The organism is Nonomuraea sp. NPDC049725 (assembly GCF_040674795.1).
Lineage (GTDB): Bacteria > Actinomycetota > Actinomycetes > Streptosporangiales > Streptosporangiaceae > Nonomuraea > Nonomuraea ceibae.
The window spans coordinates 369,617-390,691 of record NZ_JBFANJ010000001.1 but is presented as its reverse complement, the minus strand read 5'-3'; the positions used below and the strand labels follow the sequence as shown (position 1 = coordinate 390,691).

Sequence of the window (21,075 nt, the reverse complement as noted above, 5' to 3'; positions counted from 1 at the left end):
AAAATGCGCACCCAACCCACGATGGCGGCATGGCAGAAGAGCAGCTTCTGCAACGGCGCGAGCAGCTGCGTCGAAGTCGCCCCCCTGGCCGACGGCAACGTCGCGCTGCGGGACAGCAAGGAGCAGGACGGCCCCATCCTGGTCTTCACCCCGGCCGAATGGGCGGCCTTCACCGCCGGCGTCCGTGACGGTGAGTTCGACCTGGAGGCCCTGACGGCCGGAGCGTGACGAACGGCCCTGGCGTGTTGGTCGCAGCAACCCGCAGGGCCGTTCGCAGGAGCCACATCCTGGCACAGCACCCGCCCCAAGATCACCCGCGACACGGCCATTCGTGCCGCGCCTCCCCGCTCCCCGAGTGCGAACTTCCCCCGCACGGGAGCGGCGCGTGCCTCCGGGAGGGACGCGCCGCCGGATTCGTCAGGTCAGAGCAGGCCGAGGCCCTGGGCGACGCCCTGGCCGAGGTCCTTGTGGACGTTGGTCCAGTAGTCCACGACCCGCTTCTTCATCTCGCCCGTGACCTCCGGCTTGGAGGCGTGGCCGATGATGTTGGACACCATGTGGGCGCGGTCGGTGTCGGACAGCACGTTCTCCCACAGCGCGCGCGGCTGGGTGAAGTCGTCGTCCTCGGCGTGCTTGGTGTAGGCCGAGCGGACGATCTCGCCGGTGACGCTGTAGTGCGAGCCCTCGTACAGCGACGGGTCGGCCGCCGGGCCGCCGTAGCTGTTGGGCGCGTAGACCGGGTCCTGCGGGTTCCGGAACGTCATCGGGCCGTCGAAGTTGTAGGAGTTGACCGGCGACTTCGGCTGGTTGACCGGAAGCTGCAGGTAGTTGGGCCCGATGCGGTAGCGGTGCGCGTCGGGGTAGGAGAACAGGCGGCCCTGCAGCATCTTGTCCGGCGACGGGCCGATGCCCGGCACCAGGTTGGCCGGCTCGAAGCCCGCCTGCTCGACCTCGGCGAAGTAGTTGTCCGGGTTGCGGTCGAGGGTGAAGCTGCCGATCGTGATCTCGGGGTAGTCGCTGTGCGGCCACACCTTGGTCAGGTCGAACGGGTTGAACCGGTAGTCGGCGGCGTCCTCGAACGGCATGATCTGCACGTTGACCGTCCATGACGGGTGGTCGCCGCGCTTGATCGAGTCGTACAGGTCGCGGATGTGGTAGTCGGGGTCGGTCGCGACGAGCGCGTCGGCCTCGGCGGCGGTGAAGTTGCGGATGCCCTGGTCGGTCTTGAAGTGATACTTGACCCAGAACTTCTCGCCCGCGGCGTTGTACCACAGGAAGGTGTGGGAGCCGAAGCCGTGCATGTGCCGCCAGGAGGCGGGCGTGCCGCGGTCGGTCATGAGGAACGACACCTGGTGGGCCGACTCGGGGTGCAGGGTCCAGAAGTCCCACTGCATGTTGTGGTCGTGCAGGTGGTTGTCGGCGCGCCGCTTCTGGCTGTGGATGAAGTCGGAGAACTTCTGCGGGTCGCGGATGAAGAAGATCGGCGTGTTGTTGCCGACGATGTCGTAGTTGCCCTCGTCGGTGTAGAACTTGATCGCGAAACCGCGCGGGTCGCGGGCGGTGTCGGCGCTGCCGAGCTCGCCGGCGACGGTGGAGAAGCGCAGGAAGAGCGGCGTCTCCTTGCCCTTCTGGAAGAGCCCGGCGCGGGTGAACTGGCTGACGTCCTCGGTGATCCGCAGCCGGCCGTGCGCGCCGCCGCCCTTGGCGTGGACCACGCGCTCGGGCACGCGCTCACGGTTGAAGTGCGCCATCTTCTGGATCAGGTAGTGGTCCTGAAGAAGCAGGGGGCCGTTCGCGCCGACGGAGAGCGAATGGTCGTCGCTCGGCGCGGGAACGCCCGCGTCGTCGGTGGTGAGAGGCCTGGTCGGCATAGCGTGATCCTCCGGAATCATCATCATTGACAGCTCGGGCACACGCCCCAGAACGTGACATCGGCTTCGTCCACGACGTAACCGGCGGAGTCGACCGGGTCGAGGCAGGGGGCGGCCCCCGCGACGCAGTCGACGTCCGTGACCGATCCGCACTGCCGGCACACGAGGTGATGGTGGTTGTCGCCCACCCTGGCCTCGTAGCGGGCCGGGCTGCCCATCGGCTCGATCTTCCGCAGAAGACCGGCCCCGTGCATCGCGTGCAGCGAGTCGTAGACGGCCTGGAGGGACACCTGACCCACGCGCTCGCGCACCCCGCGGCAGACGGCGTCCACGTCGAGGTGGTCGCCGGCGCGCACGGTGTGCATGATCGCCAGGCGGGCCGCCGTGACGCGGAGTCCGGCCTGACGCAGCAGGTCATCGTCCCTCATGCGGCTCAGGCTATGCCCTAAACCTGAATCATTCAACTTTGAGAACGAATCCAGTTTGGCTGGTCACGGTCTGCTCTCGACTGGGATGCCGAGCCGCGCGGGGAACATCCGCACATGGCATGCTCATCCCTGAAAGTCTGAATCGAGCGGAAATGGCGACCGATGAACCTCCCCCGCGTCCTCCCGGCGTTAGCCGTCGTCGTCGCGTCCCTCGTCGCCTGCTCATCAGCCGAACCCGCCGCCCCCGGACGTGAGCAGCTCGCGGGCAAGACGTCCGCCGAGCCGACCGCTCCCCCCAAGCCGCAGCGCAAGCCGTACACCATCGCCTTCGGCGGGGACGTGCACTTCGAGGGCATCCTCAGACCGCGGCTGAACGACCCCCGCACCGCCCTCGGCCCCATCGCCAAGGTGCTGCGCAAGGCCGACCTGGCCATGGTCAACCTGGAGACGGCGATCACCACCGGCGGCACCCCCGCCCCCGGCAAGCAGTTCACCTTCCGCGCCCCGGCCAGCGCGCTCACCGCGCTCAAGGCCGCCGGCGTGGACGTGGCGTCGATGGCCAACAACCACGGCATGGACTACATGGACAGCGGCCTCCAGGACTCGCTGGCCGCCGTCAAGCGGTCGAAGTTCCCCGTCGTCGGCATCGGCGCCGACGAGGCCCAGGCGTACAAGCCGTACCGGAAGGTCGTCAACGGCAACCGCGTGTCGATCATCGGCGCGACCCAGGTGCTCGACGACGAGTTCATCCAGGCGTGGACGGCCACGCCGGACAAGGGCGGGCTGGCCTCCGCGAAGAACGAGCCCCGCCTGATCAAGGCGGTACGGCAGGCGCGCCGCAACTCCGACACCGTGATCGTCCACCTGCACTGGGGCACCGAGATGCAGAAGTGCCCCAACCAGGCGCAGCTCTCCCTCGCCCCCAAGCTCATCAAGGCGGGCGCCGACGTGATCGTCGGCGGGCACGCGCACATCCTGCTCGGCTCCGGCTACCTGGACAACGCCTACGTCAGCTACGGGCTCGGCAACTTCGTCTTCTACAACTCCAACCCGGCCACCACCGGCCGGACCGGCGTGCTCACGCTGACGATCAACGGCCGCAAGGTGCTCAAGGACTCCTGGACCCCCGCCACCATCCAGGGCGGCGTCCCGGTGCCCATGACCGGCACCGCGCGGACCGGCGCCATCGCCGACTGGAAGGCCCTGCGCTCCTGCGCCGGGCTGTCGGCCGAACGCTGACGGACCGGCTCCCAGGAAATCCGCAGAATCGCAGGTAACGATCGGCCCCATGGGGGGAAGATGTTTCCTGTGTCCTCGCCGCTAGCAGAAGATGACTGTGCGTCACCGAAGCCGCTGCGCCGCCAGCCCACCCAGCGCCGCAGCGCCCGCCGGGTCGAGCGGATGCTCGACGCCTGTGCCGAGCTCCTCGACGAGATCGGCTACGAGGCCCTGTCGACGACCCGCATCGCCGAACGGGCCGGGGTCGCGATCGGCTCCGTCTACCAGTTCTTCCCCGACAAGCGCGCCATCACCCAGGAGCTCACCCGGCGCAACGTGGAGCAGTTCGTCACGAGGGTCGGGCGCAGGTTCATGGAGGAGGACTACCGGGGCTGGTGGGAGGCCGTCGAGGCGATCATCGACGAGTACGTCTCCATGCACCGGTCCGTCGCCGGCTTCAAGAGCCTCCACTTCGGCGACGTCGTCGACCTCAACCTGCTCGACTCCGACTCCGACAACAACACCGTGATCGCCGGGCGGCTGCGCGGGCTGCTGCTCAAGGAGTTCGGGCTGGCCGACAGCCACCAGCTCGACGTGGCCGTCCTGGTCGCCGTCGAGGCCGGTGACGCCGTGCTCAAGCTCGCCTTCCGCCGCGACCCCGACGGCTCACCGGAGATCATCGAAGCCGCGAAACAGCTCGTCTGCGGCTTCCTGTCCCGCCAGCTCGCCTCCTGGGCCCGGCAGGCCGGCTGACCCGTCAGCCGTGCCCCGGACGATCGGCGACCGCCGGCCGGTCCTGACCCTTCAGCGCTTCCAGCAACTCCGGCAGCCAGTCAGGACGCCGGCCCGGCAGGTCGCACGGCGCCGGGAACGACACCGGACGGACGTGACGCGCCTGCCGGGCGTCGAGCCTCGCCTCCAACGCCCGCAGGTTGCGCTCCGCCGACTCGATCGCCTCCAGCCGGGCCGACAGGTAGCCGGACACCCCCGGCACCAGCGCCGACAGCACCACGGCACAGGCCAACGTGAAGGTCAACTGCCTGGACCTGCCCATCGTCAGCCCCTTCCGTCGCGGAGGCACACTCCGTACCTGCCCGTTGACGTGCGGTGATACGCACGGCATGGGCAGCCTTGGCCAACGCGTTGCCATAGCCGATCGTCATCCGCGATACGCATTGACCGGGCGAAACCGCAGCGCGCTCGGTAGTCTCGCGTTGTGGCGCATGTGACCCGTGAGCACCTTGATCGCCTGCTCGAGCAGGCGCTGCTGGCCGACGACCACAGCTCGCTGGCCAGGCGGCTGTACGACGTGGCGCTCAGCTATTCCACCGGCGACGTTTCCAGGGCGTCCATCCTGGTCCAGGCCGCCGAGGAGTGGAGAGCCGCCGGGCAGCCCGCGCGTGCCCTGGAATGCTTCCAGCGCGCGCTCGAAGACGGCGGCGAGGTCAGCTTCGACCCGCGTGCCGGCATCGCCGACACGCTGTTCGAGCTCGACCGGCACGACGAGGCCAGGGAGGTCATCGAGACGATCCGCGCCGAAGGAGCCGCCTCGGCGGCCACCGCCCACACCGTCGCCGAGACCCTGGTCGCCTACGGTGACCTCCAGGGCGGGCTCGAATGGGTGACCCAGGCGGTGCTGGCCTGTGACGAGGACGACCCGGAGCACAAGGCGATGCTCCGCACCCGCTACCGCATCCGGGTCGACCTCGGCCTGCCGGAAGACGACCTCGACGCCCTGATCTCCTGACCCCGCCGGGGCCGATGCCCTCCGTGCGGAGGGAGCCGCCCCCGGCCGTGGCCACCTGCGAGCGGCCTCCCGGGGGCGACCTGCGCGGCGCCGCGCTGCCCCCTGCCCGCCGACCCCCGGCAAGACGGGCCGAGGGCCGGTAAGACGGGGCCGACACACCGCCGTCCTTCGTTGCCCCGCCGTCCTGCGTTGGGGCCTGGCGGGCGCGTACGTGCTGAGGGGCCGCGACGGCGGGGTCGCGGCCCCTCAGGAAACCGTGGGCGGGTGGCGCGGCCCGCGCCACGGTTCGCGGGGGGCGTGCTCCCGGGGCGCCGCGCCGGTGCGGTCGGTGGGCGGCCGGGGAAGGCAGGCCCGGTGGTCAGCTCAGGTCGAGGGCGTCCAGCAGGCCCGTGAGGGAGGTGTGCGCGTCCGGGAGCCGGGTGGCGTCATTGATGCCGCCGACGGCCGCCGGGACCTGCGGCAGCATCTTGTTGACGAGCTCGTCCTTGAGCTTGTTGACCGGCTGGGGCAGGTTGAGGGGCGCCTTGAAGCCCTCGGCGGCGACCTTGGCGGGGTCGGGCAGCTTGCCGACGCTGGCGCCGACGGGCAGGTCGCGGATGCCGGGGATGGTGGGCAGGTTGGGCAGGTCCGGCACTTCGGGCAGCCGGGTGAGGCTGGGCAGCGCGCCGGAGAGGGGGACGCCGTGGGAGAGCGCGGGCATGGCGGAGGAGGCGGCGAAGCCGCCGAGGTCGGAGAGGCCCATGGCGCGGACGGAGCCGAGACCGGTCAGGCCGATGCGCTGGGCGAGCCGGGCGGCGCTGTGGGCCAGGCGGGAGGTCTCGGACTCGACGAGCTCGGCGGTGCCGGTGGGGTCGTCCACCCCGAACCGGGTGACGCCGTCGCACATCGTGGTGACGGTTCGCTGGGCGCGTACGGTCGCCGACCGCTCTTGGCACGGAGCGGCAGCCTCGGCGGCGCCCGCCCCCAGCCAGGTGACCCCCGCGGTCAGAGTGACCATGGCAAGGATGCTTCGGATGCTCCGAGATGACATTTCACGTCCCCCTGATCGTGCTCGGTGATCTGACGAACGCTGAAGCTAGCCAGGCCCGCGGCGCGGGGTGGGCGGCTTGCCCGAAGGCTGGGCCGATCCTTACGCACGCGGGGCGCCGATGACCGGGGCGTGGAACGCGTGCGCCCGGGGGCCGACCGGCCTCCGGGCGCTGCGTGCGGGCTGTGGTCAGCCGCGCTGGACGGTGAGCTCGTCGTCGCCGAGATCGACGAGGACCTTGTCGCCGTCGACGACGTCACCGGCGAGCACGGCCCTGGCGAGCTTGTCGCCGATGGCCGACTGGACGAGCCGGCGCAGCGGCCGGGCGCCGTACAGCGGGTCGTAGCCGGTGAGCGCCAGCCATTCGCGGGCCGCCGGGGTGACCTCCAGGACGAGCCTGCGGTCGGCCAGGCGGCGGGCGAGCCGGTCGACCTGGAGGTCGACGATCCTGGTCAGCTCTTCGGAGCCGAGCGCGTCGAACAGGATGACGTCGTCGAGCCGGTTGAGGAACTCCGGCTTGAACGCGGCCCGTACGGCGGTCATGACGGCCTCGCGCTTGGCGCCGTTCTCGAGCTGGGGGTCGACGAGGAACTGCGAGCCCAGGTTGGAGGTGAGGATCAGGATCGTGTTGCGGAAGTCGACGGTGCGGCCCTGCCCGTCGGTGAGCCGGCCGTCGTCGAGCACCTGGAGCAGCACGTCGAAGACCTCGGGATGGGCCTTCTCCACCTCGTCGAGCAGCACCACCGTGTAGGGGCGCCGCCGGACGGTCTCGGTGAGCTGGCCGCCCTCCTCGTAGCCGACGTAGCCGGGAGGCGCGCCGACGAGCCGGGCGACGCTGTGCTTCTCGGCGTACTCGCTCATGTCGATGCGGGTCATCGCCCGCTCGTCGTCGAACAGGAACTCGGCCAGCGCCTTGGCCAGCTCGGTCTTGCCGACGCCGGTCGGCCCGAGGAACAGGAACGAGCCCGTCGGCCTGTCGGGGTCGGCGATGCCGGCCCGGCTGCGCCTGACGGCGTCGGAGACGGCCTGTACGGCCTGCTGCTGGCCGATCAGGCGCCGGCCCAGCTCTTCCTCCATCCGGAGCAGCTTGGCCGTCTCCGCCTCCAGCAGGCGGCCCGCCGGGATGCCGGTCCAGGACGAGATCACCTCGGCGATGTCGTCGGCCCCGACCTCCTCCTTGACCATGGCGTTGTCGGGCGGCGCGGCCTCGGAGGCAGCCTTGATGGCCTGCTCCAGCCGGGGCACCTCGGCGTACATGATCTTGGAAGCGGTCTCGAAGTCGCCGTCGCGCTGGGCCCGCTCGGCGGTGCCGCGCGCCTCGTCGAGCTGCTTCTTCAGCTCGCCGACCTTGTTGAGGCCGGCCTTCTCGTTCTCCCAGCGGCCGACGAGCGCGTTGAGCTCCTCCTGGCGGTCGGCGAGCTCCTGGCGGAGCCGTTCGAGGCGCTGTACGGAGGCGTCGTCGGTCTCCTTGGAGAGCGCGAGCTCCTCCATCTTCATCCGGTCGACGTTGCGCTGGAGCTGGTCGATCTCCACCGGGCGGGAGTCGATCTCCATGCGCAGCCGCGAGGCGGCCTCGTCGACCAGGTCGATGGCCTTGTCGGGCAGGAAGCGGTTGGTGATGTAGCGGTCGGACAGCGCGGCGGCGGCCACGAGGGCGCCGTCGGCGATCTGGACCTGGTGGTGGCCCTCGTAGCGGCCCTTGAGGCCGCGCAGGATCGCGATCGTGTCCTCGACCGTGGGCTCGCCCACGTAGACCTGCTGGAAGCGCCGCTCCAGCGCCGGGTCCTTCTCGATGCGCTCGCGGTATTCGTCGAGCGTCGTGGCGCCGATCATGCGCAGCTCGCCGCGGGCCAGCATCGGCTTGAGCATGTTGCCCGCGTCCATGGCGCCCTCGGCGGCCCCCGCGCCGACGACGGTGTGCAGCTCGTCGATGAACGTGACGATCTGCCCCTCGCTCTCCTTGATCTCGGAGAGCACGGCCTTGAGCCGCTCCTCGAACTCGCCCCGGTACTTGGCGCCGGCCACCATCGCGCCCAGGTCGAGCGAGATGAGCCGCTTGTTGCGCAGCGACTCGGGCACGTCGCCGGCCACGATGCGCTGGGCCAGGCCCTCGACGACGGCGGTCTTGCCGACGCCGGGCTCGCCGATCAGCACCGGGTTGTTCTTGGTGCGGCGGCTGAGCACCTGGACGACGCGGCGGATCTCGGAGTCGCGGCCGATGACCGGGTCGAGCTTGCCCGCGCGGGCGCGCTCGGTCAGGTCGACGCCGTACTTCTGCAGCGCCTGGTAGGTGTCCTCGGGGGTCTCGCTGGTGACGCGGGCGTTGCCCCGTACCTTCTCGAACGCGTCGAGCAGCGCCTGCGGGGTCGCGCCCTGCGCCTTGAGCAGGTCGGCGACCGGGCCGCCGTCGGCCGCGAGGCCGACGAGCAGGTGCTCGGTGGAGACGTAGAGGTCTTCGAGACGGTTGGCGTGCTGGGCGGCGGTGTTCATCACCTTGAGGAGGTGACGGGAGCTCGACGGGGCGCCGACGGTGGCGCCCTGCGCCTTGGGCAGCGTCGCGAGCTGCTCCTCCGCCTTGGCGCGCAGCGTGCGCCAGTCGGCGCCGACGACGTCGAGCAGCGGCACGGCGGTGCCGCCCGTCTGGCCGAGCAGCGTGGTGAGCAGGTGAGCCGGGGCGATCTCGGGGTTGCCCTCGGCGGCGGCGCGCCTCATGGCACCCGCGAGAGCCTCCTGGCTCTTCTGGGTGAGCTTGTAGTCCATTGCTTTCTAGGCCCCCGGTGGCAGCTCGTAGCGGATCAGCGCCCTGACCATCTGCATCTCGGCGCGCAGCCGGTGAACCTCCTCGCGCAGTCGCAGCGCTTCGTTCTCCAGCTCCAGGATCCGCTTGATGCCGGCGAGGTTGATGCCCTCCTCCTGGGAGAGCCGCTGGACCTCGCGCAGCTGGACGATGTCGCGTGTGGAGTAGAGGCGGCCGCGCCCCGCGGTGCGGCCCGGGCACACGAGCCCGAGCCGGTCGTACTGCCGCAGGGTCTGCGGGTGCAGCCCCGACAGCTGCGCGGCCACCGAGATCACGTAGACGGGTGTGTCGTCTGAGAGATCGAAATAGTTGGCGTCCATCGGCTACTCGCTTCTGGCTCTCTGTATGAGATCAGCCCGCGGGTCCTCGGCCGCGGTCGCGGTGTTGAACTCCGTCAGGAGTTCGCGTGACTTGTCGTCCAGCGTCTTGGGCACGACGACCTCGACGCTGGCGAGCAGGTCTCCCTTGGTGCCGTCCTTGCGGGCGGCGCCCCGGCCGCGGACCCGGAACGTGCGCCCGTTGGGCGTGCCCGGCGGGATGCGCAGCGTGACGGGCATGCCCTTGAGGATGGGCACCTTGATCTCGGCGCCCAGAGCGGCCTCGGTGAACGTCACCGGCACGGTGATGGTCAGGTTGTCGCCCGACCTGCCGAACACGGCGTGCGGCTTGATGTGCGTCTGGATGTACAGGTCGCCCGCCGGGCCGCCGTTCTCGCCCGGTGCGCCCTTGCCCTTGAGCTTGACCCGCTGCCCGTCGGCGACCCCCGCGGGGATGCGCGCCTGGATCGTGCGGGTGCTCTTGGCCCGGCCGCTGCCTTCGCACACGGGGCAGGGGTCGTCCACGAGGAGGCCGCGGCCCTTGCAGTCGCGGCAGGGCTCGGAGAAGGCGAAGTTGCCCAGGTTGCGGCTTGCCGCGCCGGTGCCCTCGCAGGTCGGGCAGACCCGCGGGGTGGTGCCGGCCTTGGCCCCCGTGCCGCTGCACCCGGTGCACGCCGCCGAGCTGGTCAGCCGGAGCGAGACCGTGGTGCCCTCGACCGCCTCGGTGAACGAGAGCGTGACCTCGGACTCGATGTCCTGCCCACGCCGCGGCCTGGTCGCGCCGGTGCTGCGGGTGCCCGCGCCGCCCCGGTTGAACAGGCCGCCGAACAGGTCGCTGAAGCGCTCCCCGGCGCCCTGGCCGGGCTGCTGCTGCCCGGCCGTCCCGCCGAACAGGTCGCCGAAGTCGAACGGGAAGCCGCCGCCCGCGCGCTGGCCGCCCACCCCCGACCCGAACAGCGTGCGCGCGTCGTCGTACTCCTTGCGGCGCTTGCTGTCGGACAGGATGTCGTACGCCTCGGAGACCTCCTTGAACTTGGTCTCCTTGGACGGGTCACCCTGGTTGGTGTCGGGGTGATACTGGCGGGCCAGCTTGCGATAGGCCTTCTTGATGTCTTCGGCGCTGGCGGACTTGGGCACACCAAGGACGGCGTAGTAGTCCTTCTCCAGGTAGTCCTTGGTGCTCATCTAACGCCCTTCGTCCTCGTCAGTTGTCTTCGTCATCGGACGCCGAGGGGGCGTCCCCGGGCTCGGCGACCGCGACCCGCGCGGGGCGCAGCACCCGCTCGCCCATGCGGTAGCCGAGCTGCAGCACCTCGACGGCGGTCGGCTCGGTCACCTCCGGCGAGTAGCTGTGCATCAGGGCCTCGTGCACCGTCGGGTCGAAGGGGTCGCCCTTCTGGCCGTAGGGGCTGAGGCCGAGCTTGGTGAGCACCGATTCCAGAGACTCTGCCACCTTCGCGAAGCCTCCGGTGAGCTCGCCGTGGTCGCGGGCCCGGCCGATGTCGTCGAGCACGGGCAGCAGCTCGGTGAGCACTCCCGCCACGGCCAGCTCGCGGACCGCGACGCGGTCGCGCTCCACCCGGCGGCGGTAGTTGGTGTATTCGGCCTGAAGACGCTGGAGGTCGGCGGTCCGCTCGGCGAGCTGCGCCTGCAGCTCGCCGTCGACGGCGCCGTCCGCGGCGCTTCCGGCGGCCGGCGCGGGCGGCTGCTCGGCCTCCTCGGTCTCCTCGGCCTGCGTCCGCACCTCCCCGGTCTCCGGGTCGATCTTGCGATTGTCGCGGATCACCGGCTCATCGTGCCCGTTGTCACGCGGCGGCATCACTTGATCACTTGTCCTTCTTCGGCTCGTCGTCCACGATCTCGGCCTCGACGACGTCTTCGTCGGCCTTCTGCTCCTGACCAGGGGCGGAGGCGTCCTGCGGGGCGCCCTCACCGCCGGCGGCCTGCTGGCCCTGGGCGTAGATCGCCGAACCCATCTTCTGGCTGACCGTGGCGAGCTTCTCGGCCGAGGTGCGGATGACGTCGGTGTCGGTGCCCTCCAGAGCCTTCTTCAGCTCGGCGAGCGCGTCGTTGACCTCGGTCTTGATGTCGCCGGGGACCTTGTCGTCGTTCTCGCGGAGGAACTTCTCCGTCTGGTAGGCCAGGCCGTCGGCGTTGTTGCGGACCTCGGCCTCCTCGCGGCGCTTCTTGTCCTCCTCGGCGTAGGACTCGGCCTCGCGCATCATCCGCTCGATGTCGTCCTTCGGCAGCGCGGAGCCGCCGGTGATCGTCATCGTCTGCTCCTTGCCCGTGCCCAGGTCCTTGGCGGAGACGTTGACGATGCCGTTGGCGTCGATGTCGAAGGTGACCTCGATCTGCGGGATGCCGCGCGGCGCCGGGGCGATGCCGGTCAGCTCGAACGTGGCCAGCTTCTTGTTGTAGGAAGCGATCTCGCGCTCGCCCTGGTAGACCTGGATCTGCACCGACGGCTGGTTGTCCTCGGCCGTGGTGAAGACCTCGGAGCGCTTGGTCGGGATCGTGGTGTTGCGCTCGATGATCTTGGTGAAGATCCCGCCCTTGGTCTCGATGCCCAGCGACAGCGGGGTCACGTCGAGCAGCAGGACGTCCTTGACCTCGCCCTTGAGCACGCCGGCCTGCAGGGCGGCACCGATGGCGACGACCTCGTCCGGGTTGACGCCCTTGTTGGGCTCCTTGCCGCCGGTCAGCTCCTTGACGAGCTCGGAGACGGCGGGCATGCGGGTCGAGCCGCCGACGAGCACCACGTGGGCGATGTCGGAGACCTTGATGCCGGCGTCCTTGATGACCTGGTTGAACGGGCCCTTGGTCCGCTCGAGCAGGTCGGCGGTCAGCCGCTGGAACTCGCTGCGGGTGAGCTTCTCGTCCAGGTGCAGCGGGCCCTCGGAGGAGGCCGTGATGTAGGGCAGGTTGATGTTGGTCTCGGACTGGCTGGACAGCTCGATCTTGGCCTTCTCGGCCGCCTCGCGCAGACGCTGGAGCGCCATCTTGTCCTTGGCCAGGTCGACGCCGTGGGCGTTCTGGAAGCGCTTGACGAGCTCGTCGACGACGCGCTGGTCCCAGTCGTCACCACCGAGGTGGTTGTCGCCCGAGGTGGCCTTGACCTCGACGAAGCCGTGGCCGTCCTCCTGGCCGACGTCGAGCAGGGACACGTCGAAGGTGCCGCCGCCGAGGTCGAAGACCAGGATCGTCTGGTCCTCCTCCTTGTCGAGCCCGTAGGCCAGGGCGGCCGCGGTCGGCTCGTTGATGATGCGCAGCACGTTGAGGCCCGCGACGGTGCCGGCCTCCTTGGTGGCCTGGCGCTGGGCGTCGTTGAAGTAGGCCGGGACGGTGACCACCGCGTCGGTGATCTTCTCGCCCAGGTAGGCCTCGGCGTCCTGCTTGAGCTTCTGCAGCACGAAGGCGCTGATCTGCTGCGGGGAGAACTTCTTGCCGTCGATCTCCTGGGACCAGTTGGTGCCGATCTCGCGCTTGACCGAGCGGATCGTCCGGTCCACGTTGGTGACGGCCTGCCGCTTGGCGACCTCGCCGACCAGGACCTCGCCGTTCTTCGCGAAGGCGACCACGGACGGCGTGGTCCGCGAGCCCTGCGCGTTGGCGATGACGGTGGGCTCACCGCCCTCGAGGATCGAGACGACGGAGTTGGTCGTCCCAAGGTCGATACCTACCGCACGTGCCATGAGTACGTCCTTGTGGTCAAAGTTGAGTTGGTTGGACTCAACCTACGAATATGTGCCGTCTTTGTCAAACGACTTGAGCCTACTCGGCTCAACCCCCGGTGCGCGAAAAGCCCCCGAGTCTCCCGGGAGAGGGGGCGAGGAGGGGACTCCCGGGAGACGGCTCGAGGGCTCAGACGGGCGTGTTCATGTCCGACTGGATCCGGGCGGCGGTCAGGGGCTCGCTGTAGACGCGGACCTCGTCGATCAGGCCGTCGAAGTGCTCGCCCCACAGGCTGTTGCCGCCGATGCGCAGGGCTCCTCCGTCGGTGCGGATCGGCCCTCCGGCGGCCTGCTGGCTCACCTGCGTGCCGTTGACGTACAGGCGCAGCGTGGCGCCGTCGTAGGTGGCGGCCAGATGGCTCCAGGTGTTCAGCGGCAGCGAGGCCGTGCCGCCCGCGCCGACCTCGCCGGTGGTGTGGATGACGGCGTGCGGCCGGTCGGTGTAGCTCCCTGCCGACAGGACGTACGCCAGGTTGCCCGCGTACTCCTTCATGATCACCGTACGCCAGCTCGTCACGGTCGACGGCTTGACCCAGGCTTCCAGCGTCATGCCGGTGGTGAGGCGCAGGCCGGGCGAGTCGGCGACCGTGACCCAGCTCGACGAGCCGTTGAACGACAGCGCCTGGCCGTACCTGCCGGAGGCCGTCCAGGTCGCGTCCTTCAGCGTGCCGGCGTTGCCCAGGCCGGAGGAGTCGGCCGTGGTGGTCCCGGCGCCCTCGTTCATGCCGAGCGCCGCCACCAGGCCCTGGCTGCTGGGCGGCGCGGTGACGGCGGCCGGGTCCTCGGCGGACGGCGTGCTGGTGTTGCCCGCCGCGTCGAAGGCCACCACGCGGTAGTAGTACGTGCCCTCGGCCAGCCCCGGGTCGGTGAACGCGGTGGTCTGCGACGAGCCGACCTGGTTGGCTCCCGAGGGGGTGAAGCCGGAGGTGGCGGAACGGTGGACGGTGTAGCCCTCCACGCCCCTGTCGTCCGTGGACGCGGTCCAGGCGAGCTGGGCGTGGCCGGGTCCGCCGGTGGCGGCGAGGGAGCCGGGGGTGCTCGGCGGCGTGGTGTCCGGCTCGGGCGCGGCGCCGATCGGGGTGGTCATGTCGAGCTGGATCTGGGCCGGGGTGAGTGCCCGGTCGTAGATCCTGACCTCGTCGATGAGGCCGTCGAAGAACTCGCCCCACAGGCTGTTGCCGCCGATGCGCAGCACGCCGCCGTCGGTGCGGATCGGGCCGCCCGCGGCGCGCTCGGCGACCTGCGTGCCGTTGACGTACAGGCGCAGCGTGGCGCCGTCGTAGGTGGCGGCCAGGTGGCTCCAGGCGTTCAGCGGGAGCGAGGCCGTGCCGCCCGCGCCGACCTCGCCGGTGGTGTGGATGACGGCGTGCGGCCGGTCGGTGTAGCTGCCGGCCGACAGCGTGTAGGCCAGGTCGGTCCCGTACTGCTTCATGACGACCGTCCGCCAGCTCGTCACCGTCTCCGGCCTGATCCAGGCCTCCAGCGTCATGCCGGTGGTGAGGCGCAGGCTGGCCGAGTCGGCGACCGTGACCCAGCTCGACGAGCCGTCGAAGGCCAGCGCCCTGCCGAACTTGCCGGTCGCCGCCCAGGTCGTGTTCGCCGCCGTGCCGGGGTTGCCGGCCGGGGAGGCGTCGCCGACGGCGGTGCCCGAGCCCTCGTTCATCGCGTACGCGGCCACCAGGCCCGCCGGGGAGTGCGAGGTCTCGAACGTCGCCGTGTAGGTGGCCGCCGACGCCGGGGCGGTGACGTTGTGCGTGGCCGCGCCGCCGTCGGACCAGGCGTCGAACACCTGGTCGCCCTGCGGTGACGGCGCGGTGACGGAGTTGCTGGACCCGGCGATCACGGTCCGGGTGAACGGCGCGATCGTCTGCTCCTGGTTGAACCCGATCCGCAGCCCAGGCGGGTCCGTCCTGAAGGTCAGCTCGACGGTCCTGGGCTGGAGCAGGACGCTCGCGGTGTCGGTCAGGCCGTGCCCGTCCGCGACGGTGAGCCGCAGCTCCAGATGCGACGGATACTCGTGGTCGGGGGCCTGGAAGGAGCCGGACGCGCCGGTGTAGCGGGTGATCTCGTGCTCGTGGCAGGCGCCGGGGCAGTGGTGCATGATCAGCGTCCAGGTCATGCGGGAGCCGGGGATCGCGCCGTCCTCGGCGTCGGTCCCGGCGCCCGAGAAGCCGATCGTGTCGCCGACCGCCCAGGTCGTGGTGGCCGCCGGGGTGGTGATGGCGGCCGTGGGCGCGCTGTTGCCGACGTTGATGGTGACGGTGGCGTCGCCCTGCCCGCCCTTGCCGTCGTTCACCCGTAACCTGACCTGGTAGGACCCGTTCTGCGCGTAGGTGCGGGACGGGGTGGCGGAGGTCGAGTCGTCCAGCTCGCCGTCGCCGTCGAGGTCCCACGCGTAGGTGAGCGGGTCGCCGTCGGCGTCGCTGGAGCCCGTGCCGGAGAACGTCACGGCCAGCGGGGCCGCGCCGGAGGTGGGCGTCGCGTCGATCACCGCGGTGGGCGGGGCGTTGTCGTAGATGTAGCGCACGACCGCGCCGCCGTCGTGGTCGACGGCGAACAGGTCGCCGTTCGGCCCGCTCTCCAGCTCGACCGTGCCGATCCCGGTGTCGAACGCGGTCACCGTCGCCGGGTCCGGCAGCCCGTTCGCGCCCTCGGTCATCACCCAGACGCACCTGCGGCTGTAGTCGGAGAAGAACAGCGCGCCGTCGTACGCCTGCGGGTAGGGCCCGCCCGGGTAGAAGGCGACGCCGCTGGAGGACGACTGGCCGCCGGGGGCGCACGGGTCGCCCGGGTAGAGGCGCTGGCCGTGGTTCCAGGCGAAGTGCGGCTTGGCGTGGGCCGCCGCGCCCTCGGCGTACAGGTTCTCGCACAGGGTCAGGTTGAGCGCGTCGTAGCCGTCCTCGCGGGGCGCGCCCTCGTAGCAGGGCCAGCCGAAGTTGGCCACGCCGCCCGTGGGGTCGGCCACGCGGTTGATCTCCTCGAAGGAGCCCCAACCGACCTCGCCCGCCCAGATCTCGCCGGTGCCCGGCCGGTTGGTGATGCGGAACGGGTTGCGCAGGCCGTGGGCGACGATCCTGGCCACGTTCGGGTCGGCGGCGCCGGCGTTCGGGTTGCCGGGGGCGGCGGCGCCGGTGTCGGGGTCGATGCGGATGATGCTGCCGGCCAGCGTGGCCGGGTCGCCGCCGGTGCGCACGTCCTGGGAGCGCAGCGCGCCGCCCTCGGCCGCGGGCGGGGTGGGCGAGGTGCCCACCGCCGTCGGCGGGTCGCCGCACGGGTTGTCCGGTACGACGTCCGAGCCCGGCAGGTTGTCCTGCCCGTAGTCGGCGAACTGGAAGCTGGCCCCGTCGCCCGCCGAGGCGTAGAGCATGCCGTCGGGGCCGAACTGCAGGTCGCCGATGGAGTGGCTGGGGTACTGCTGACACCAGTCGGTGATCAGGGGAGTCTCGGCGCCGGTGGGGGAGATGACCGACAGGCGGCCGGTGATGCGGCAGCCGTCCCCGGTCGGGCCGGGCGGCGAGGGGCACTCGTCGAAGTCGTCGTTCGCCTGGCCCCAGCGCGGCGCGCCGCCCCCGGGCTCGGCGTCGTAGGAGTAGAGCACGTACACGCGGGGGTCCTGCGGGAAGTCCGGGTGCAGGGCGAGGCCGAGCAGGCCGCGGTCCCAGAAGTCGTGCACCTTGGTGCGCAGGTCGGCGTAGACGGTGGGCGTGGTGTCCGTGAGCGAGTCGAAGACCTTGACGTAGCCGCCCTTCTCGGCCACGAACACCCGCCCGTCAGCGGCGAACTCGACGTTGGTGGGGCTGGTCAGCCCGCTGAAGATCGTCTGTTTCTCGAAGCGTTCCGGCAGGGCCTGCGCGGGCGGCGCGGTCAGCCCGATCAGTCCGGTGGTCATGAGGATGACGGGCAGCAGGGCACGAGCGAGCCGCTTCACGGGTTCCCCCAGTCACGCACACCTTCACCGGGGCGCCCCCGCGCCTTAGGTGCCTTGATCGATGTATCGCAACAAATCGATCAAATGTCACTGGGGTTGTCCGCATGTGGACATATCAGGATTTGGCGCCGTCCACGATCTTCCGCTTGCCGACAGGGGCCTTGAGCTTGACCGTGGTCGTCTTCTCCACGGCCATCATGATGCAGGACACGCCCTTCGCCTTGGGCGAGGTGCCCTCGTACAGCGTGATCGTGACCCGCTTCCTCGTCTCCTTGACCTTGACGCGGTCCAGGACCGTGCAGGGCTCCACGCCCGACCACCACCTGAGCTGCACCTTGTGGCCCTTGGACACCGCCTTGGCCTTCGTCCAGCGGACCTTGCGCGTGTTGAGCGCGTCGCCGGTCGGCTTGACCGGCTTGGGCTTGGCGTCGGGCGGCGTGGTCGTGGCCACCGAGGCGCTGGTCACGGGCGCGCCGGGCGCCTTGGACAGCGGCCGCTCCTGCGGCGTGGCCGAGCCGCACCCGGTCGCGAGCAGCAGGCATCCGGCCACGAGAGTCGTCGTCACAGTGCGCATACCTCTACGACGGATCAGATCGGCCACCGGTTCAGCGTCGGCGAAGCTAGGGTTGTGGCGTGCTTCGTCAGGCCCTGCTCGCCGCATCCCGGAGCGACCGCGCCGAGCGCGTCGTGTCCGCCTCGCCGCTCACCGGCACCATGGTCAGGCGTTACGTCGCCGACGACGTCGGGGCCGCCGTGACGGAGCTGACCCGCAGGGGCCTGCTCGTCACCGTCGGCAGCCTCGTCGCCGAGGCCGGCGACCGGGCCGAGGCCGAGGGCAACGTCCTGGCGCACCAGCGGCTCGTCGAGAGCCTGCCCGCCGACGCCGACGTGTCGGTCGACCTCACCGCGCTCGGGCTGCGCCTGTCGGAGCAGCTCGCGCTCGACAACGCGGCCACCCTCTGCGAGAGCGCCGCCGAGCGCGGCGTCACGCTCACGCTCGACGCGAGCGGGCCCGGCGCCGCCACCGGCCTGCACTCCATCCACGCCACCCTGCGCAAGGAGCACCCCGCCGTTGGCGTCGTGGTGCGCGCCGGCGAGCCCGGCTCCGCCGAGCGCTGCGCCCGCCTCGACGGCGCCCGCGTCCGGCTCGTCAAGGGCCCCCGCACCGCGCCCGCCGAGGTCGACCGCGCCTTCGCGCGCTGCCTGCGGGTGCTGATGTCCGGCGCCGGCTACCCGATGATCGCCACCCACGACCCCCGGCTGCTGCGCGTCACGGCCGCCCTGGCCGTCCTCGAAGGGCTCGAACCCGCCGGGTTCGAATACCAGATGCTGTACGGGGTCCGCCCCGACGAGCAGCGGCGCCTGGCCGGGCAGGGCGCGCGGGTGCGCGTCCACGTCCCCTACGGCGCCGGCTGGTATCCGTACCTGATGCGCCGCCTCGCCGAGCGCCCCGCCTTCTTCGCGCGCACGCTGCTGTCACGCCGATAGCCGCCGGTAGGCTGCGCACATGATTGCGATTCTCGGCACCGGCAAGATGGGCGAGGCGCTGCTGTCCGGGCTGCTGCGGGCGGGGTTCAAGCCCGGCGACGTGCTGGCCACCGCGCGCCGCGCCGAGCGCGCCCAGGCGCTGCGCGAGACCTACGGGGTCCGCACGGTGTCCAACACCGAGGCCGCCAAGTCCGCCGACACGCTCATCCTCGCGGTCAAGCCGCAGGACATGGCGGCGCTGCTGGCCGAGATCGCCCCCTGCGTGCCCGCCGACCGGCTGGTCATCACCGCCGCCGCCGGCATCACCACGGCCTTCGTCGAGCAGCGCCTCGGCGTCGACGCGCCGGTGGTCCGGGTCATGTCCAACACGCCCATCCGCTTCGACGAGGCGATGAGCGTGATCTCGGCCGGGTCCCACGCCGGCGAGGAGCACCTCAGGCTCACCGAGGACCTGCTCAGGCCGGTCGGCAAGGTGCTGCGCATCCCCGAGTCGCAGCAGGACGCCGCGACCGCGCTGTCGGGCAGCGGGCCCGCCTACTTCTTCTACCTGGTCGAGGCCATGGTCGACGCGGGCATCCTGCTCGGCATGCCGCGCGCCGCCGCGCTCGACATGGTCACCCAGTCGATCGTCGGGGCGGCCGTCATGCTGCGCGACTCGGGCGAGCACCCGGTGATTCTGCGCGAGGCGGTCACCTCGCCGGGCGGCACCACGATCGCCGCCATCGCCGAGCTGGAGCGCCACAGTGTGCGCGCCGCCTTCCTGGCCGCGATCGAGGCGGCCCGCGACCGGGGCCGCGAGCTCGCCGCCGGCTGAGGAGACCGCCTCGACACGGTCGTCCCCAGCCGGCGAGTCATGGGGTCAGGCGTCGCGCCGCCTCATCAGCACGGCCGCCACGACCAGCGTGACCGCGATCCAGGCGAGATAGACGCCGTAGCCGGACCACGGGCCCAGCGGGTTGTCCGGGTTCGGCGCTATCACCTGCAGGCCGGCGTTCGAGGTGAAGTGGTGGTGCACGGTCCTGCCCAGGTCGCCCGGCAGCATGGACGTGACCTGCGGCAGCACCAGGATCAGCGCGATCACCGACACGACGGCGCCCGGCGTGTGCCGGATCAGCGCGCCCAGGGCCAGCCCGAACAGCCCGCTCGCGGTCAGGTAGAGCGAGGTGCCGATCACCACCTGCGCGACGCCCGGGTCCCCCAGCGCCGCCGTCCCGAGGATGAGCGGTCCGCCCACCAGGAACGCCGCCAGGGCGGAGACGGCCGAGACCACCAGCGTCACTACGGTGAACACGACGATCTTCGCCGACAGCACCCGCAGCCGCTGCGGCACGGCCATGAACGTCGTCCTGATGGATCCCGTCCGATACTCGCTCGAGATCACCAGCACCCCGAACGTGGCGAGCGCGAGCTGCGCGAACAGCGTGCCCGACAGGGTGACCCTGGCGGCCTCGATCCCCGTGGGCGGCTCGCCCGCCGAGTTGGCGATCGACACGGTCAGCAGGATGCTGAACCCGATCAGCAGCAGCCCGGCGCAGGCCAGCGTCCACATCGTGGAGCGCACCGAGCGGATCTTGGTCCATTCGGACCTGATGACGTCCATCATGACGAGAACTCCAGGCTGTCCTTGGTCAGCTCCATGTACGCGGCCTCCAGCGAGGGCCGCACGAACGTCAGCTCCTCCAGCGGCAGTCCGGCCCGCGCGGTCGCGGTGCCGATCTCCAGCGGCTCCATCCCGGTCACCCGCAGGTGGTCCTGGTGCAGCTCGGCGCCCTTGATCAGCTCGGCGACCTCGGCCAGGCGCGGCGACCGTACGCGCACGTACCCCTGGGAGCTGCGGCCGATGAACTCCTGCACGCTCGTGTCGGCGATCAGCCGGCCCTTGCCGATCACCACCAGGTGGTCGGCGGTCTGTGCCATCTCGCTCATCAGGTGGCTGGAGACGAACACCGCGCGCCCGTCGGCGGCCAGCTTGCGCATCAGTGTGCGGATCCACAGGATGCCGTCCGGGTCCAGGCCGTTGACCGGCTCGTCGAACAGCAGGATCTCCGGGTCGCCGAGCAGCGCGGCGGCGATGCCGAGGCGCTGCGACATGCCGAGCGAGAAGCCGCCGATGCGCCGCTTGGCCACCGTGCTCAGGCCGACCAGCTCCAGCACCTCCTCGACCCGGGCGGCCGGGATCGCGTTGCTCTGCGCGATGGCCAGCAGGTGGTTGCGGGCGCTGCGCCCGCCGTGCACCGCCTTGGCGTCCAGCAGCGCGCCCACCTTGCGCAGCGGGTGCCTGAGCTCCCCGTACGGCTTGCCGTCCACGAGCACGCCGCCGCCGGTGGGGCGGTCGAGTCCGAGGATCATGCGCATGGTGGTCGACTTCCCGGCGCCGTTCGGGCCGAGGAAGCCGGTCACCTGGCCGGGCTCGACGTCGAAGGACAGGTCGGTCACGGCCGCGGTCTTCCCGTAATGCTTGCTCAGGTTCGTTGCCCGAATCGCGGTCATATGTTCAGGATGATCGGCGGCGCGGGCCGA

The 21,075-nt window shown here is 71.0% G+C and carries 18 protein-coding genes and 1 pseudogene; 6 read left to right on the top strand and 13 right to left on the bottom strand.

The window, feature by feature from the left end; all coding sequences use genetic code 11:
* Positions 1-3 precede the first annotated feature (3 nt).
* Positions 4-228, top strand: coding sequence for a DUF397 domain-containing protein (locus tag AB0J53_RS02070; RefSeq protein ID WP_364167925.1), 225 nt, complete (start codon positions 4-6; stop codon positions 226-228).
* 194 nt (positions 229-422) lie between these two features.
* On the opposite strand, the gene AB0J53_RS02065 is transcribed toward AB0J53_RS02070, so the two are convergent.
* Together AB0J53_RS02065 and AB0J53_RS02060 are read right to left on the bottom strand one after the other, a co-directional pair.
* Complete coding sequence (locus AB0J53_RS02065) at positions 423-1,871, bottom strand: catalase (RefSeq protein ID WP_219509578.1); 1,449 nt, start codon at positions 1,869-1,871, stop codon at positions 423-425.
* 23 nt (positions 1,872-1,894) lie between these two features.
* On the bottom strand, positions 1,895-2,299 hold the full coding sequence (locus AB0J53_RS02060) for a Fur family transcriptional regulator (protein WP_219509579.1): 405 nt from the start codon (positions 2,297-2,299) through the stop codon (positions 1,895-1,897).
* Positions 2,300-2,461: 162 nt separating this feature from the next.
* Between AB0J53_RS02060 and AB0J53_RS02055 the strand changes: the two genes are divergently transcribed.
* A complete protein-coding gene (locus tag AB0J53_RS02055) occupies positions 2,462-3,538 on the top strand; it encodes a CapA family protein (protein ID WP_364167923.1) in 1,077 nt (358 codons plus the stop codon).
* A 69-nt stretch (positions 3,539-3,607) separates the two neighbouring features.
* A complete protein-coding gene (locus AB0J53_RS02050) occupies positions 3,608-4,270 on the top strand; it encodes a TetR family transcriptional regulator (RefSeq protein ID WP_308125974.1) in 663 nt (220 codons plus the stop codon).
* 4 nt (positions 4,271-4,274) lie between these two features.
* On the opposite strand, the gene AB0J53_RS02045 is transcribed toward AB0J53_RS02050, so the two are convergent.
* On the bottom strand, positions 4,275-4,553 hold the full coding sequence (locus tag AB0J53_RS02045) for a hypothetical protein (RefSeq protein ID WP_364167921.1): 279 nt from the start codon (positions 4,551-4,553) through the stop codon (positions 4,275-4,277).
* Between the two features lie 180 nt (positions 4,554-4,733).
* Here AB0J53_RS02045 and AB0J53_RS02040 point away from each other — a divergent pair, with 180 nt between their 5' ends.
* Entirely contained in the window at positions 4,734-5,264 is a 531-nt protein-coding gene (locus AB0J53_RS02040; protein WP_308125975.1) for a tetratricopeptide repeat protein, read from the top strand.
* A 358-nt stretch (positions 5,265-5,622) separates the two neighbouring features.
* Here AB0J53_RS02040 and AB0J53_RS02035 read toward each other — a convergent pair whose 3' ends face one another.
* The 8 genes and pseudogenes from AB0J53_RS02035 to AB0J53_RS02000 all read right to left on the bottom strand — a co-directional run bounded on the left by AB0J53_RS02035 (position 5,623) and on the right by AB0J53_RS02000 (position 17,632).
* A complete protein-coding gene (locus tag AB0J53_RS02035; protein WP_364167919.1) occupies positions 5,623-6,261 on the bottom strand; it encodes a hypothetical protein in 639 nt (212 codons plus the stop codon).
* Positions 6,262-6,480: 219 nt separating this feature from the next.
* The gene (gene clpB, locus AB0J53_RS02030; protein WP_364167917.1) at positions 6,481-9,051 is read right to left on the bottom strand and encodes an ATP-dependent chaperone ClpB; all 2,571 of its coding nucleotides are present in this window, start codon (positions 9,049-9,051) and stop codon (positions 6,481-6,483) included.
* 54 nt (positions 9,052-9,105) lie between these two features.
* Positions 9,106-9,408, bottom strand: a pseudogene (locus AB0J53_RS02025) (helix-turn-helix transcriptional regulator); the annotation flags it as partial.
* A gap of 3 nt (positions 9,409-9,411) precedes the next feature.
* Positions 9,412-10,590 carry a molecular chaperone DnaJ gene (gene dnaJ / locus AB0J53_RS02020; RefSeq protein ID WP_364167915.1) on the bottom strand — a complete coding sequence of 393 codons (1,179 nt, stop codon included), beginning with the start codon at positions 10,588-10,590 and terminating at the stop codon, positions 9,412-9,414.
* A gap of 19 nt (positions 10,591-10,609) precedes the next feature.
* Positions 10,610-11,224 (bottom strand): nucleotide exchange factor GrpE, encoded by a 615-nt coding sequence (grpE, locus tag AB0J53_RS02015; protein ID WP_219509585.1) that lies wholly within the window; start codon positions 11,222-11,224, stop codon positions 10,610-10,612.
* Positions 11,225-11,231: 7 nt separating this feature from the next.
* Positions 11,232-13,100, bottom strand: a complete 1,869-nt coding sequence (gene dnaK / locus AB0J53_RS02010; protein ID WP_219509586.1) for a molecular chaperone DnaK — start codon at positions 13,098-13,100, stop codon at positions 11,232-11,234.
* Between the two features lie 169 nt (positions 13,101-13,269).
* Entirely contained in the window at positions 13,270-17,067 is a 3,798-nt protein-coding gene (locus AB0J53_RS02005; protein WP_364167913.1) for a LamG-like jellyroll fold domain-containing protein, read from the bottom strand.
* 115 nt (positions 17,068-17,182) lie between these two features.
* Positions 17,183-17,632 carry a hypothetical protein gene (locus AB0J53_RS02000; protein ID WP_308125976.1) on the bottom strand — a complete coding sequence of 150 codons (450 nt, stop codon included), beginning with the start codon at positions 17,630-17,632 and terminating at the stop codon, positions 17,183-17,185.
* A gap of 68 nt (positions 17,633-17,700) precedes the next feature.
* Here AB0J53_RS02000 and AB0J53_RS01995 point away from each other — a divergent pair, with 68 nt between their 5' ends.
* Positions 17,701-18,555, top strand: coding sequence for a proline dehydrogenase family protein (locus AB0J53_RS01995; RefSeq protein ID WP_357584717.1), 855 nt, complete (start codon positions 17,701-17,703; stop codon positions 18,553-18,555).
* Positions 18,556-18,574: 19 nt separating this feature from the next.
* The gene (proC, locus tag AB0J53_RS01990; protein WP_219509588.1) at positions 18,575-19,369 is read left to right on the top strand and encodes a pyrroline-5-carboxylate reductase; all 795 of its coding nucleotides are present in this window, start codon (positions 18,575-18,577) and stop codon (positions 19,367-19,369) included.
* A 45-nt stretch (positions 19,370-19,414) separates the two neighbouring features.
* On the opposite strand, the gene AB0J53_RS01985 is transcribed toward proC, so the two are convergent.
* Both AB0J53_RS01985 and AB0J53_RS01980 read right to left on the bottom strand, forming a co-directional pair.
* Positions 19,415-20,158 carry an ABC transporter permease gene (locus AB0J53_RS01985; protein WP_364167910.1) on the bottom strand — a complete coding sequence of 248 codons (744 nt, stop codon included), beginning with the start codon at positions 20,156-20,158 and terminating at the stop codon, positions 19,415-19,417.
* Positions 20,155-21,045: an ABC transporter ATP-binding protein gene (locus AB0J53_RS01980; protein ID WP_364167908.1), complete on the bottom strand. Its 891-nt coding sequence runs from the start codon at positions 21,043-21,045 to the stop codon at positions 20,155-20,157. The genes AB0J53_RS01985 and AB0J53_RS01980 overlap by 4 nt, the downstream gene beginning before the upstream one ends.
* Between the last annotated feature and the right edge of the window lie 30 nt (positions 21,046-21,075).

Excerpts from the sequence above, each read along its gene's own strand:
- proC (WP_219509588.1), top strand. The coding sequence starts at position 18,575 with ATGATTGCGATTCTCGGCACCGGCAAGATGGGCGAGGCGCTGCTGTCC.
- AB0J53_RS01985 (WP_364167910.1), bottom strand. The coding sequence starts at position 20,158 with ATGATGGACGTCATCAGGTCCGAATGGACCAAGATCCGCTCGGTGCGC.
- dnaJ (WP_364167915.1), bottom strand. The coding sequence starts at position 10,590 with ATGAGCACCAAGGACTACCTGGAGAAGGACTACTACGCCGTCCTTGGT.
- AB0J53_RS02065 (WP_219509578.1), bottom strand. The coding sequence starts at position 1,871 with ATGCCGACCAGGCCTCTCACCACCGACGACGCGGGCGTTCCCGCGCCG.
- AB0J53_RS01980 (WP_364167908.1), bottom strand. The coding sequence starts at position 21,045 with ATGACCGCGATTCGGGCAACGAACCTGAGCAAGCATTACGGGAAGACC.
- grpE (WP_219509585.1), bottom strand. The coding sequence starts at position 11,224 with ATGCCGCCGCGTGACAACGGGCACGATGAGCCGGTGATCCGCGACAAT.
- AB0J53_RS02060 (WP_219509579.1), bottom strand. The coding sequence starts at position 2,299 with ATGAGGGACGATGACCTGCTGCGTCAGGCCGGACTCCGCGTCACGGCG.
- AB0J53_RS02055 (WP_364167923.1), top strand. The coding sequence starts at position 2,462 with ATGAACCTCCCCCGCGTCCTCCCGGCGTTAGCCGTCGTCGTCGCGTCC.
- clpB (WP_364167917.1), bottom strand. The coding sequence starts at position 9,051 with ATGGACTACAAGCTCACCCAGAAGAGCCAGGAGGCTCTCGCGGGTGCC.
- AB0J53_RS02070 (WP_364167925.1), top strand. The coding sequence starts at position 4 with ATGCGCACCCAACCCACGATGGCGGCATGGCAGAAGAGCAGCTTCTGC.
- AB0J53_RS02035 (WP_364167919.1), bottom strand. The coding sequence starts at position 6,261 with ATGGTCACTCTGACCGCGGGGGTCACCTGGCTGGGGGCGGGCGCCGCC.
- dnaK (WP_219509586.1), bottom strand. The coding sequence starts at position 13,100 with ATGGCACGTGCGGTAGGTATCGACCTTGGGACGACCAACTCCGTCGTC.